Source organism: Pararhizobium sp. DWP3-4, assembly GCF_049898205.1.
Taxonomy (GTDB): Bacteria; Pseudomonadota; Alphaproteobacteria; order Rhizobiales; family Rhizobiaceae; genus Pararhizobium.
Genome location: NZ_JAFCXF010000025.1, coordinates 22,767 through 35,487, shown reverse-complemented (window position 1 = coordinate 35,487; position 12,721 = coordinate 22,767). Strand labels below are relative to the sequence as shown.

At 57.9% G+C, this 12,721-nt stretch carries 13 protein-coding genes; 8 read left to right on the top strand and 5 right to left on the bottom strand.

Annotated elements, in window-relative coordinates:
- On the top strand, positions 1 to 1,814 hold a 1,814-nt coding region (locus ACP7E6_RS28540), incomplete at its 5' end, for a BID domain-containing protein (protein ID WP_426233426.1).
- Between the two features lie 261 nt (positions 1,815 to 2,075).
- On the opposite strand, the gene ACP7E6_RS28535 is transcribed toward ACP7E6_RS28540, so the two are convergent.
- Positions 2,076 to 2,990, bottom strand: a complete 915-nt coding sequence (locus ACP7E6_RS28535; RefSeq protein ID WP_426233425.1) for a LysR family transcriptional regulator — start codon at positions 2,988 to 2,990, stop codon at positions 2,076 to 2,078.
- Positions 2,991 to 3,199: 209 nt separating this feature from the next.
- Between ACP7E6_RS28535 and ACP7E6_RS28530 the strand changes: the two genes are divergently transcribed.
- Positions 3,200 to 3,442, top strand: a complete 243-nt coding sequence (locus tag ACP7E6_RS28530; RefSeq protein WP_426233424.1) for a helix-turn-helix domain-containing protein — start codon at positions 3,200 to 3,202, stop codon at positions 3,440 to 3,442.
- Positions 3,443 to 3,581: 139 nt separating this feature from the next.
- Here ACP7E6_RS28530 and ACP7E6_RS28525 read toward each other — a convergent pair whose 3' ends face one another.
- Complete coding sequence (locus tag ACP7E6_RS28525) at positions 3,582 to 3,809, bottom strand: hypothetical protein (protein ID WP_426233434.1); 228 nt, start codon at positions 3,807 to 3,809, stop codon at positions 3,582 to 3,584.
- Between the two features lie 287 nt (positions 3,810 to 4,096).
- On the opposite strand from ACP7E6_RS28525, the gene ACP7E6_RS28520 reads away from it, so the two are divergent.
- Together ACP7E6_RS28520 and ACP7E6_RS28515 are read left to right on the top strand one after the other, a co-directional pair.
- Positions 4,097 to 4,900, top strand: coding sequence for a L,D-transpeptidase (locus ACP7E6_RS28520; protein ID WP_426233423.1), 804 nt, complete (start codon positions 4,097 to 4,099; stop codon positions 4,898 to 4,900).
- 562 nt (positions 4,901 to 5,462) lie between these two features.
- Positions 5,463 to 5,609 (top strand): hypothetical protein, encoded by a 147-nt coding sequence (locus ACP7E6_RS28515; protein WP_426233421.1) that lies wholly within the window; start codon positions 5,463 to 5,465, stop codon positions 5,607 to 5,609.
- A gap of 179 nt (positions 5,610 to 5,788) precedes the next feature.
- Here ACP7E6_RS28515 and ACP7E6_RS28510 read toward each other — a convergent pair whose 3' ends face one another.
- Positions 5,789 to 7,027: an RNA polymerase sigma factor gene (locus ACP7E6_RS28510; RefSeq protein WP_426233419.1), complete on the bottom strand. Its 1,239-nt coding sequence runs from the start codon at positions 7,025 to 7,027 to the stop codon at positions 5,789 to 5,791.
- A gap of 3 nt (positions 7,028 to 7,030) precedes the next feature.
- Positions 7,031 to 7,393: a YciI family protein gene (locus ACP7E6_RS28505; protein WP_426233418.1), complete on the bottom strand. Its 363-nt coding sequence runs from the start codon at positions 7,391 to 7,393 to the stop codon at positions 7,031 to 7,033.
- A 645-nt stretch (positions 7,394 to 8,038) separates the two neighbouring features.
- Here ACP7E6_RS28505 and ACP7E6_RS28500 point away from each other — a divergent pair.
- Positions 8,039 to 8,650: a MurR/RpiR family transcriptional regulator gene (locus ACP7E6_RS28500; RefSeq protein WP_426233416.1), complete on the top strand. Its 612-nt coding sequence runs from the start codon at positions 8,039 to 8,041 to the stop codon at positions 8,648 to 8,650.
- An 88-nt stretch (positions 8,651 to 8,738) separates the two neighbouring features.
- On the opposite strand, the gene ACP7E6_RS28495 is transcribed toward ACP7E6_RS28500, so the two are convergent.
- A complete protein-coding gene (locus tag ACP7E6_RS28495) occupies positions 8,739 to 9,761 on the bottom strand; it encodes a LacI family DNA-binding transcriptional regulator (RefSeq protein WP_426233415.1) in 1,023 nt (340 codons plus the stop codon).
- Between the two features lie 130 nt (positions 9,762 to 9,891).
- Between ACP7E6_RS28495 and ACP7E6_RS28490 the strand changes: the two genes are divergently transcribed.
- Genes ACP7E6_RS28490 through ACP7E6_RS28480 form a run of 3 tightly spaced genes read left to right on the top strand, consistent with a single transcriptional unit; the run spans position 9,892 to position 12,721 of the window.
- The gene (locus ACP7E6_RS28490) at positions 9,892 to 10,989 is read left to right on the top strand and encodes an ABC transporter ATP-binding protein (protein WP_426233413.1); all 1,098 of its coding nucleotides are present in this window, start codon (positions 9,892 to 9,894) and stop codon (positions 10,987 to 10,989) included.
- Entirely contained in the window at positions 10,986 to 11,876 is an 891-nt protein-coding gene (locus tag ACP7E6_RS28485; RefSeq protein ID WP_426233411.1) for a carbohydrate ABC transporter permease, read from the top strand. Before ACP7E6_RS28490 ends, ACP7E6_RS28485 begins: the two co-directional genes overlap by 4 nt.
- On the top strand, positions 11,876 to 12,721 hold the full coding sequence (locus tag ACP7E6_RS28480; RefSeq protein WP_426233410.1) for a carbohydrate ABC transporter permease: 846 nt from the start codon (positions 11,876 to 11,878) through the stop codon (positions 12,719 to 12,721). The genes ACP7E6_RS28485 and ACP7E6_RS28480 overlap by 1 nt, the downstream gene beginning before the upstream one ends.

Genomic DNA, 12,721 nt, shown 5'->3' with positions numbered 1-12,721 from the left:
CTCTCAACGCAAGGATCCGGCGCGCCATGCAAGACAAGGGCGCGCTGGCGCGGGGAGAAAGTGTAGGACCTGGAGGCGATGGCCACCGCGGAGAAGAACCCGGCCGCCTCGGCCGTGAATTGACGTACCAGACGAATGACGGCAAGCGATCATTTGCGGCGGGAGACCGGATCGTATTTTTGGAAAACAACCGCGATCTTGGTGTCAGGAACGGCATGCTTGGAACGGTGCAGACCGTCGAGCCGGATGCAATACAGGTTCGGCCCGACGGTGGTGCTTTATCCGGTCAGGAGCATAACCGTACCGTCTCCATACCCGTAAAAAGCTACCAGGCCTTTGACCACGGCTATGCGACGACGATCCACAAGACGCAGGGCGCAACCGTCGACAAAAGCTTCGTACTCGCCTCAGAAACCATGGACCGGCATTTGACTTACGTTGCCATGACGCGGCATCGCGACAATGTGCGGCTTTACGTTGATGGTCACGAGTTCGCCGGTCGCAAGGCTGGCCGCCTGGTCGAAAATGGCAAGGCCCCGTATGGACAGGATCCACAAAACCGCGACAGCTATTTTGTAACGCTGGAGACAGATGGAGGCAAAAAGCAGACGACCTGGGGTGTGGATCTCGAGCGGGCGTTGGCGGCGAGCGGAGCGAAAGCCGGAGACCGGATTGGCCTTGAGCACAATGGATCGCAATCGGTCCGGCTGCCGGATGGCCAAACAACAGAGCGTCATTCATGGCTGGTCAGAACGGGTGACGAGCTAGCCGTGCAACGTCTTGGCCAACGCCTTAGCCGGGACGGCACGAAAGAAACGACGCTCGACTACACCAGCGACTTTGCCGCCCGGCGCGGTATTGCCGCCCGGGTTGCCGTCGCGAGTGAGATCGCTCTCGGGCGTAACGTAAACCAAGGGCAGGATTATCGTCTCGCTGCTGGGGATCCAGCAGGCGACATTCAGGGCGAGGTATGGGGCGAGCACGGCGGTGTTGGCGACCGGATTGGCTCTGATCGCGCCGGCGAAGATGGCCGAGATGGTCAGCGGTCGGCCCTCGAGAAGCCCGCACCGCTCGTGCCTGCTGTCAGGGATTATGATCGCAGCATCGAGGATGTTGCCCGCGCCAACGCCATGCCGGCGTTCGACAGGCATTGGCAGTCGGTACAGTCCGTTGCCGAGCTCGTTTTTACCAATCCCGGCGAGGTCACAGACCGGCTGCGCATCGCGATCATCGAACAGAAAGGCGACGGCAGGGCACTCGGCAAAGCGCTTGTCGAGCGACCCCAGCAGTTTGGAGATCTGCGCGGCAAGACCGGATTGTTCGGTGACAACAAAGACCGCAAGCAGGCGCACCGGTTTGCGCGGTCGGTGGCTGCACATGTCGAGGCATCGGCAGGCACATGGCACCGGCGCCTGCAGGAAGAACGCAGCGCCGAGACGTGGGTCAGAGAAAAGCGCGATACGGTCAAGGTGCCGGGTCTGACAGGCAAAAGCGCCGAGCTTCTTTCCCAGATCGATTCCGTCGCGGTCACGCAGCGCGATCGCTGGATCGATCACCTGCGATCAACAGCGGATGGCAAGCAGGCGCTGGATGAGGCAAAGATCGTCAATGATGCCTTGCACCAGCGGTTCGGACACTCCGATCCACGCAACTTTGCACCAGAGCTCAGCCGCAATGCCGAGCTGATGAAGCAGGCTGACAAAATCATCAATGTTGCGCGCATCGTCGAGCGCACCCGGATGGCCGAACTCTCTCGAGACCATACCCTCAAACAGGAGCTGTCACGTTCGAAAGGGTTGGGATTGAGCCGATGACAAACTGGCTCATTCATTGAAGCAAAGCCAACCGCTGAAGCCACTGCCTGTATCTACCGTTGCTCAGATCACATATGTTATGGGTCGGACGATGGCTGGCAACCTGCTGTACAATCCCGGCGCCGGCGGTCAAATGGTCCGGCAGGGAGCCAAGAGAAAACCTAAGTGGAGCGGCTAGGTTCGGAGCCCGCGGACATCATCGTCCCCCCGCCTGAAGCGTCGGTGATCGTCGAAGGTTACCCGGCGCTTTACATCAACGTATCAATATGAAAGTTCCGCTGCGAGGCGTCTCTGCGGCCTTACCAGCGAGCGGGCAATGTCGATGATATCGTCGCGCGAGGACGTCGGATCCTCCATGTTCCAGGCAACCCCCATCCCAATCCTGAAATCCACTCCCCTCACCTTTCGGAGCTCGAAATTACGGTTGGGGAAATCTCTCGTCCATTGCGGCGCAAAGCCAATGCCGAGACCGGCCGATACCAGCGAAATTAACGCAAATGTGTCGTCGCAACTATACGCGATGTTGCGGGCTAGATCATGCTCGGCAAACATCTCCGCGAAATAGCGTTCGGTATAGGAGAGGTTCTGGCGCGAGAACGAGATGATCTTCTGATCACGCAGATCCTCAATGCCGATCTCGGCCATTGCAGCAAGCCGGCTGTCCCTGGCGACGGCCAAAAGATACTCGTCATTCGCCATCGAGAAGAACCGCAGGCTGCCAATATTCTCCACCGGCCGGATGAAGCCGAGGTTGATCTGGCCAGATTCCAGACCACGGATGATGTCGCTGGTTGAGCCGCTTTGGATCTGCAGCTGGATGTCGGGATATTTTTTTGCGATCTTCGACAGGAAGGCCGGCAGCACGCCGATGGTGGCCGGATAGATGGTGCCGATTTTAATCTTGCGCACGGACTTGCCAGCAGCCGAGCGCGTCGCCTGCGCGCTCATGTCGATATCGCTCAAGATCCGCACAGACCGGTCATAGAAGGTCTGACCTGCTACCGTCAGCTCGACACGCCGTGTGGAACGGATAAAGAGCTGCACGCCCAACTCCCGCTCCAGCGCCTGGATCTGGGTGGACAACGCCGGCTGGGCAATATGCACCCGTGCTGCGGCCCTGCCAAAATGCAGTTCCTCAGCGACCGCAACGAAGTAGGTGAGTTGGCGTAGTTCCATCGTAGGTTCGACTTCCTTTAAACGGGGCGCACGCGAACGCGACACTAGCCTCCTATGAGCCACATCCGCGCACGAGCAACGACAGCGTATAACGGCCACGGCTCTAGCTGCGAATCATTGCAACATAGCCACCCTAAAGATAAGATAGGCATGTATAACATCACTAAGTTTTGTTTTCAATACCTAACTTTCGAAAAAAGAAGGTTTACTTGATTAAATCCGCTCAATGCCGGGCTGCTCGGGCCCTTTTGGACTGGACACAAGCCGAACTGGCCGACCGTACGGCCATAAGCGCTGTCTCAATCCGTGCCTTCGAACGCGGTGGTGAAATGCGTGAAAGCAACTTGAAACTTGTACGCTTCACGTTCGAAGCGGCCGGCATTGTGTTTGAGGATGCAGGTGAAATGGTTCAGGGCGGCATAGGTGTGCGCCTCAAGGGCGGTGTCATCTAACTCGTCATCTCTTACATTTCGGCGATGTCCGATCACGACGTTATGCTTAACGTTATCGGCAGACTTTGAGACATCGAACCCCCTGCGTTGGTCGCCTTGATGGGAATTGAACCGGCGACCCGCGCTTTAACAGCGTAAATCATTGAAAATTCCGGCTTTTCACCTTCACCGTGTCGATGTGCAGATCGGGTATGTAAATTTCCCGAGCCTTGACGCCCATCGTTGGCCGTTCGCGGCTGTCGGGACTGCCCGGCGAGCCATGGGCGAACTCGTCGCCACGCCCTGTCGGCACCCGGAAGATCTCCCGTTCGCCTATCCGCGTGGACGAGGCGCCTGGAATGGACGAACTCCCGCCATCGATTTCCAAAGTGTAAGGCGGATCCTGTCTGGCCGCAGCGACGCTGCACTGGCCAGGCGTTGCCCTCGTATCCCCAAACGGCACCTTCGGCAGCCCCAACGCGGGCCGCGATGCAGGATGGTCCTTTGAGCCTTGCCTCAGTCGAAATCACGGCGGCCGGCGCACAAGAGGAATTGTGGTTCTCCCCACTGGCGGCGTGGGTAAGGCAACAGGTTCACGCCTTGTTAACCATGAGTTGTCACACTGCCCTATCCGTATGGTATGACGCCAACGGTTCATTTTGGGGTTGAATGTGCATGCGTAAACCGCAAGATCAGGCTCTGCCGCCCGGTGCCGCCGTAATCGGATCCACCCACGTCGTCACCCGCCGCGCCATGTTATCGGGCCTTGGCGCCATGACCTTGCTTGGCGCCTCGGGTTGCTCTCAAGTGCTCGAATTCCCCTCACTGGGACCAATCGAGCCATCCGGTGGTATGCCGTCTGGCGGCGTTGACCGCATGGCGACCGGGTCAATTCGACCGGTGCCACCGATCAGCGTCGACAGTAACATCACCGACAATAGCAGCATGTATGCCGCATTGATCGATAAGGGCTTCGTCATCCCGGCAATTCCGTTCCGGAAGATCAAGCCGGAGTTCCGTCGTCAGATCGTCCTCGATCCGACCGGTGAGGCACCGGGCACGATCGTGGTGCGGCTGAGCGAACGGTATCTCTACTGGGTACAGGAAGGGGGGGAAGCGATCCGTTACGGCGTCGGCATTGGCAAGGCGGGCTTTGAATGGAATGGCCGCGCGCAGATTCAGTACACGAAGGAGTGGCCGACCTGGACGCCACCCAAGGAAATGGTCGCGCGCAAGCCGGAGCTCGTGAAATGGACCGGCGGCCAGCCGGGCGGCCTGGACAACCCTCTCGGCGCCCGCGCGCATTATATCTACAAGGACGGTAACGATACCGGGTATCGTGTGCACGGTTCCCCAGAATGGTGGACGATCGGCACTCAGGCATCTTCGGGCTGTGTACGCATGATCAATCAGGATGTCGTCGACCTCTATAACCGCGTCAAGGCCTCGCCGACCAAAGTTCCAATTGTGGTTTCGTAAAAGCCTTTCCGCTTTGTGCGCTCAATCGTTCTCCTATTGGGTCGAACGATATCCTCAGGCGTCAGGAGGTGAACGCGCCGTGTTTCATCTTTTGCAAAATCGTTCAGGTGAGTTGAAAAACCAGCCTTGCTGAAGAGCAAGAAATGTTTTCAGGCCGATCCTCCGCCGTATCTCGTTTTCACGTAGCTGCCTCAGATGCCCCCTGTCGATATCGGCGTTTGTCCATTCGCACTCGCCGTAGAAATTTTCGTCATTCAGGTGTCTCCCTGCAACATCGATAAGTCCGCATGCCCCATATCTGGCCAGAAAGGGGGCCCTCTTTCTGATGGTCACCTGATAGGAGCCGACGGCACTTAAAAAAAGCCCCGAAAGCAATGTATTCTTTGTTGCAAATCAATACCTTACGAGAATTTTGGACGATAAGCATATTTATGGAACTTACGCCGGCCCAGTGACCAGGACGGAACGCTTCGCAGCAATTGGGTGCCGATTTATGAAGGCAAGCGAATTCGAACGAAGTCCAACAATTGGTTAATTTGGCTAATCGAAGAGGCTGTTTTGGATGGAAGATGCTCTTCAAGGGCTTAAGACCGCCCGCAGAGAAAATGTTTTTTTACCGCTGTCGGCCAATCCCCATGCTCCTCTTGGAGAAAATAGCATTTTGAGGATCGCGACGACACCAAGAATGACAGGTAAAGGGGTGCGCTGAGAACAGTGACCTGGGGTGTTTGGTTTCCACGTCGGCCATAAGAATACTAGAGAGGCTTGAGGGTTCTCCTTAGACCCGCCACCTCGACGAAAATTCTTTTCCAACCAGTTGAACGGAACGGCGTCTACCGACCACCCCTCAAACCCGAGGGAATGACAGTTCTTCGCCTGTTCTGTTGGTCAACCAATCTGTTGCGTGGACTTGCCAATGAGATATGCGCGCACAGCCCCATCCTCCGTCAAGCCGATGGCCCGCCTGAAAGCCGTTGCGGTGGCATGTCGGTCGGCGCCCAGCTGCTGCAGCAATTGCGCCTTAAGTGCAAAGAACGGCTGGTAGTCCCCCGTCATCGCTTCGGGCAGCAGTGCCAGTTCATGAAGACCCGCTTCAGGGCCATTCACCTCGGCCGTGGCTGCAGCCAGCCCCACCAGATTGCCGATCGTGGGTGCCTTCTGCGCCAATAGCCCATGCAGCGTCCACGCCGGCAGGCGCAAGTCCGCGCCCGTCAGGCGCGATTGCACCAGCACCGACTGGATCGCCGCCTCGAGCTGGAAACGCCCTAGCTGCTTGAGTCCACCGGCAGTTCGCAATTTGTCCTCAGCCTCGCGTGCCATCGGCAGATTCCAGAGCGCCATATCCTGCTTGGCCAGCGGCACATAGCGCCCCTCCACCCGCCGCGCGGCGCTGCGGCTTTCGCAAAACAGCATCAGCGCTAAAAGTCCCAGCGCCTCGGCGTCGTCTGGCCTCAGCTCCACCAGCACCCGCGCCAGCCAGATCGCTTCTTCGGTCAGCCCCTTGCGTGTCTGGTCGTCGCTACCTGTGCTGTCCCAGCCCTGCCCATAAGCGGCGTAGATCGCGTCGAGCACATCGCCCATGCGCTCACCTAGCTCGTCTATCTCTGGCACCTCAAAGGCTACCCCCGTGTGCTTGATGCGCGCTTTGGCCCGGCTCAGCCGCCGTCCCATCGTATCGGGCGAAACAAGGAACGAAGAGGCGATGCGCTCGGCCGTCAGTCCGAGCACGCTTTGCAGCATCAGCGGCGTGCGGGCGGCAGCATCGATTACCGGGTGGGCGCACACAAACATCAGCTCCAACCGCTTGTCGGCAATCACGGGCATTTCCTCGGTTTCTGTCGGTGTCAGCACCAAGAGGCTGTTGGTCGTTTGTTCGCGTGATTTCCGCGCCCGCGCTCCATCGCGCAGCCGGTTGCGCGCCGCTACCATCAGCCAGGCATCGGGGTTGGCCGGCACGCCTTGTGTAGGCCAGATGTCGAGCGCCCGGGCAAACGCCCCGGCGAGGGCGTCTTCGGCTGCGGCCACGTCCCGCCATTGCCGCGCAAGATACGCGATAAGACGCCCATAGGAGGTGCGGGCAGCGTTCTCCGCCGCCCGCCGCCCGTTTTCGTGAAGGCTACCGTCCACCGCTTAGCCTTGGTTGGGCGGAGGCAGCACGGGGCGCACTTCGGTAGCCCCGTTGGAAGCCGCAGGGCTGCGCGCCGCCCAGGACAGCGCCGCATCGAGATCCGGAACCTCGATCACGACGTAACCGGCCAGCTGTTCCTTAGTAGCGGCCACCGGCCCGTCCTGCACCAGGCGTTTACCGGCTTGAAGGCGCACCGTGGTAGCCGTGGAGGGCGGCCTCAGCGCATCGCCCTTGATCACCACACCCGCTTCGTACAGGGCGCCGATATAGGCGTTCCAGGCCCCCCAATAGGGTCCGGCTTGTTCGGGGTTGTCGATCTTGGCGAACTCGGCCTCATTCTCATAAAAAATCATCATGTACTGCATTTTGGGTCCCTTGGTTACTGAGGCGGATCATCCGGCTCTGCAACACTGACGCGGCTAGAGCTGCCATTTGGACAGAGCCTAAAACATTTTCGGCCGACAGAACAGCCACCGGCGAACCAAGCGCTTATGACGACAGGCGGCCGCTCGTCGGCAATCATGGGTATTTCCTCGGTTTCTGTCGGTGTCAGCACCAGGAGGCTGCTGGTCGCTTGTTCGCGTGTTTTCCGCGCCTGCGCGCCATCGCGCAGCCGTTTTTGCGCCGCCACCATCAGCCAGGCATTGGGGCTGGCCCGGCACGCCTTTCGTGGGCCAGATGTCGAGCGCTTGGGCAGAGACCCTCCGCGACCGCATCTTCAGCTGCCGCCACGTCGCGTTATGCTTGAGCTAGATCCGCCAGGAGTCGCCCATAGGAGGTGCGGGCAGCGTTCTCCGCCGCCCGCCGCCCGTGTACTTGAAGGCTGCCGTCCACCGCTTAGCGTTGGGTGGGCAGATGCTGCACGGGGCGCACTTCGGTAGCCCCGTGGGAAGCCGAAGGGCTGCGCGCCGCCCAGGACAGCGCCGCATCGAGGTCCGGTACTCGGCTTGGGAAACTATGCTGAATTCCGCTCCACCGGGGGCCAAACAGTCTGCGAGCTAATCGCGCCTGTGGCAAAACTGAACGCAACGATGCGCGACGAGCAACAGCGGAGCAATGCTGTCGATATGAGCATTGCCGCAGCCGAACTCCATATCGCGTCGCTACGCGACCTGCAGACGGCGGAGCTTGTCCGATCCATTGCAAAAACGCTCGCGTCGGCGACACGCGTCTATGCGATCGGGTTCGGCTTCAGTGCGCATCTGGCGACGATGCTGACGCTTGCCTTGCAGCCTTACAGGGAGAACGTCGTCAACGTCGCACAGTACGGCGCCACGGAATCGGCCGCCGCACGGTTGATGTCGGTAACCGAGGGCCATGTGCTGGTTGCGATCTCTTTCCCGCGTTACTCGCGAGATGTAGTCGATATGGTCCGCTATGCCCGCGACAACGGCGCCCGTATCGTGACGCTGACCGATTCCAGCGCCTCGCCGGGCGCGCGATATGCGGATGACCTCCTGCGGGCGCCGGCGCAGCATCCGGTAATTTCCAGCAGCAGCGTTTCGGCCATGGTTCTGATCGAAGAGCTGGTGTCGGAATTCCTCCTGGCCGATCCTAACAATCTGAAAAGAGCCGAAAAGCTGGCTGCTGCCATCGCTTCCTATCAGGCGACCAACGATTGAGGGACGGGTTCGGCCACACTCCTTGCTTTGCTGTAGCGATGTTTTCAAAACTCAGCTGAGCAAGCCGCTCTGACACGCACGCGAGGGTTTACTGCTTTAACGGGCTAATCGGGGCGACCGATTTGCGCTCGATAATTTCGCATTCAAATTTCATTTTCTGGTTGTCGCGTTTCAACCGTGGCTTCAACAACAATTCCGCGAGCTTTTCAACCGCGTAATGCGCCATGTCAGCGTGCGGAAGTTCCATTGTCGTCAATGGTGGGAGCATGTCGGCTGTGTACGATTCATTGTCAAATCCAATCACCGAAATATCGTCGGGGATCGAAAGCCTTGCTTCAGCCGCAGCAGCATAGACACCCATAGCAGTTCGATCGCAAAAACAGCAAATAGCCGTTGGTGGCTCATTCAACGTTTGAAGCCGCTTAAAAGCATTGTAGCCTCCCGTTATGGTCCACCCTCCTTTGAGTACCAATGCACTGTCGAAAGGTATGTCGCGCATCATAAGAGCTCGGCGATAGCCTTTAATGCGCTCCCGCGAGGCCTCGATCGAATCCTCTCCACCAATGTAAGCGATCCGCGTGTGTCCGGCGTCGATCAAAGATAGCGTCGCTTTCATGCCCGCCACAAGATCACCGGGTACCACGCTTGGGAAAGGCCCGTCCGATGTATAACAGTTGAGAAGCACGGTTGGCCATTCCGACAGTCTGGCTGGAACGGACACCTGCTGCGTAATAAGCCTAGCGTAGATGACGCCGATCACCGGGAGTGTAGCCAAATGATCAAGTGCCGCATGCTCAGTCTCCTCGTTTCCAGCGGTCGGCATAACTGATACCAGGAAACCAAGCTCATTTGCGGCTTCCGCAACGCCTTCTATGAGCCCCGCGACGTGCGGAGAGCTTGAAACATCATTGATCATCATTGCGATGAGTGGGCGACGCTCCAGACGACGCGGTCCGGTATTATAGCCAATTTCAGCGGCCTTGGAGAGCACAGCCTCCCGTGTCGCGGCAGATATGCGCGTTCCCGGCGAATTATTTAAGACCAATGACACCGTCGCCTGGGACACCCCGCAAGCCGCAGCGATGTCGGACATGGTTGCTTTTTTGGTCACAAGGCACCCCTCTTATATAACGACCCCGCATAACATGAATATTTAGCTGCCAACAAGGTCACACCCTTGCCCTTGCTAATAATATTAGTTATAGAAATGAAAATATCACTAAACACTCGAGGAGGAGTGGATGGCGGAGGTTTCCCTACAAGGGGTGTCAAAAAATTTCGGCGCAATTAGCGTCATACGCGACGTATCACTAAAGATTGCCGACGGCGAGTTTGTCGTGTTTGTCGGGCCGTCTGGCTGCGGCAAGTCAACGCTGCTGCGGATGATAGCAGGCTTCGAGACCATATCTGGGGGCGACATCTTGATTGGGGAGCAGCGGGTCAACGACATCGCTGCGCGCGATCGCGGCGTCGCGATGGTGTTTCAGAATTATGCGCTCTACCCGCATATGACGGCCCGGGAGAATATGGCATTTGGTCTGCGCAACATCGGCACGCCGAAAGGCCAAATCGCCGAACGCATCGCCAAAGCGTCTTCCATCCTCCAACTCGATCCCTATCTCGATAGAAAACCGAAGGCGATGTCGGGTGGCCAGCGTCAGCGCGTGGCCATCGGCCGAGCCATCATGCGTGAGCCTGGTGTTTTCCTGTTCGACGAGCCACTCTCCAACCTCGATGCTGCCCTTCGCGTTTCGATGCGAACAGAGATCGCCAAACTTCACCACCGTCTTTCCGCGACCATGATCTACGTCACCCATGATCAAACCGAGGCTATGACGATGGCCGACCGGATCGTCGTATTGAGAGCTGGGCAGATCGAGCAAGTGGGAGCGCCCATTGAACTGTATGAGCGTCCTGTCAATTCGTTCGTGGCCGGCTTTCTCGGAGCGCCACGCATTAACCTATTGCCCGCCACAGTGCACGCGGTTGATGGTGAAACCGCCGAGTTGATCTGTGCCGGCGGTGCCCGACTGACGGTCCAAGTGGTTGCGGGGTCGACTAACCCCGGAGACAAGGTCACTCTTGGCCTACGGCCGGAGTTGCTCACCCCAGCTGACGACGGCCCCCTTCAAGGCATCGTCGATGTCATCGAACAACTCGGCTCGATGCAACTTATCTATGCGACCCTCGACGACGGGACCTCAATCGTTGCGGAACAACGAGGCGGCAGCGCGCCCACGATCGGATCGCCTTGCTTGTTCGCAATAGGGCAAGGAACCCGACACGTATTCGATACGAACACAGTCTCTATCACCCGGCATGCGGGGGTAAAGGAATGAGCATCACAAGCCAGGCGGCGGTTCGCCGCAGAGATGCATTGACCGGCTACGCATTTCTAGCCCCATTCTTCATTATCTACGTCACGTTCCTGGTTTACCCGTTTTTCAAGGGACTTTGGATCAGTCTTCACGACTGGGAGCTGGCCGGAGACTATCGCGAGTTTGTCGGTCTCTTGAACTACCAAGACCTTTGGACAGACTCTGTCTTCTGGAAGACAGTCGGAAACACCTTGTTGTTTGTTGTCATGACAGTCCCCACGATGACTCTCTTGGCACTGACATTGGCACTCGCTGTTTTTGGCCAAGGTCGATTTAAAGGGATATTGCGGTCGATCTTTTTCATGTCGAGCGTCTTTTCGGTCTCCGTTGTAACACTGATCTGGTCGATGGTTTTGTCGGCAGATAATGGCTTGCTGGTGCCACTGTTCCGGATGATCGGCGTCTCGCCCGTCAACTTTCTTGGCCACCCGACGCTCGCCATGCCATCAATCGTTTTGACCACGCTTTGGTGGGGTGTTGGCTTACCCATGGCGTTGTTTCTCGCAGCTCTCAGCCAGATCCCATCCGAACTTTACGAAGCCGCCGAACTCGATCATGCGGGCCGCTTCGCAGTGTTGCGCAGCATTACCCTTCCTTCCATCCGGCATACGATCCTCCTTGTCCTGGTGTTGCAGATCGTCGCTCAGTTTCAAATTTTTGGTCAGACGCACTTGATGACTCAAGGCGGGCCAGCGAACAGAACCCGTACAATCGTCCAATACATCTACGAGACCAGTTTCCGGGATTGGCAAGTTGGTTACGCCACTGCCATGTCATTCGGATTGTTCGTTCTCATGCTAGGCTTCACGATGCTGCAGCTCTGGCTCGGTCGTAAGGGAGACGAGTGATGGCGACAGCCCGCAACAGCGGCCTACGCCGTGCCACCGATCTGCTAATTCTCGGCGCAACAATAGCTTTCGCTGTTCTATGGCTTATCCCGGTCATCTGGGTGGTTACCATGTCACTCAAGCCGAGCGCAGAACTTATGCGCTCGACAGCGGGATTCCTGCCAATCCCGTTCACATTAGATAATTACATAGGCCTGCTAAAGCTCGATACCGTTCCATATTGGCTGGTACACAGCCTGATCGTCTCGGTCACCATGACCCTCCTCGTTCTGATCGTCTCATCGACCGCCGGCTACGCGTTTGCTCGCCTGGAGTTCCCGTTCAAGAAAACATTGTTTCTGATCATGGTCGCCGGACTTATGGTGCCCGAGCAGGCGGTGTTCATCCCATTGCACACGATGGTCTCGGGTTGGGGCCTGCATAACACTTATTTTGCACTGGTGATGCCGCGCGTAGCTGTCCCCATTGGCGTCTTTTTGATGATGCAGTTTTTCCGTGGCGTTCCTAAGGAGCTAGAGGAGGCGGCTGAGATCGACCACGCTTCGCGGCTAACGATCTTCCTAAAGATCATGCTGCCGCTCTCGATCCCTGCCCTAACGACGCTAGGTCTGTTTACGTTTATCTTCGCTTGGAACGATTTTCTTTGGCCGCTTGTCTCGGCGACCAAGGCAGATATGTACACGGTGACCCTGGGCCTTGCTTCGATCCAGAGCAACTTCGCGTTTTCCGAAGGGCTTGGTGCCGTAATGGCATCGGCGGTGTTTGCTAGTCTGCCGATCGTTCTTCTCTTTCTGGTCTTCCAGCGTTTCATTGTGGCGGGTGTCGCCATGAGCGCCGGCAAGTAA

Coding starts and splice junctions, on each gene's coding strand:
- ACP7E6_RS28480 (WP_426233410.1), top strand. CDS start 11,876: ATGGCGACAGCCCGCAACAGCGGCCTACGCCGTGCCACCGATCTGCTA.
- ACP7E6_RS28515 (WP_426233421.1), top strand. CDS start 5,463: ATGGAAGATGCTCTTCAAGGGCTTAAGACCGCCCGCAGAGAAAATGTT.
- ACP7E6_RS28520 (WP_426233423.1), top strand. CDS start 4,097: ATGCGTAAACCGCAAGATCAGGCTCTGCCGCCCGGTGCCGCCGTAATC.
- ACP7E6_RS28535 (WP_426233425.1), bottom strand. CDS start 2,990: ATGGAACTACGCCAACTCACCTACTTCGTTGCGGTCGCTGAGGAACTG.
- ACP7E6_RS28505 (WP_426233418.1), bottom strand. CDS start 7,393: ATGCAGTACATGATGATTTTTTATGAGAATGAGGCCGAGTTCGCCAAG.
- ACP7E6_RS28485 (WP_426233411.1), top strand. CDS start 10,986: ATGAGCATCACAAGCCAGGCGGCGGTTCGCCGCAGAGATGCATTGACC.
- ACP7E6_RS28490 (WP_426233413.1), top strand. CDS start 9,892: ATGGCGGAGGTTTCCCTACAAGGGGTGTCAAAAAATTTCGGCGCAATT.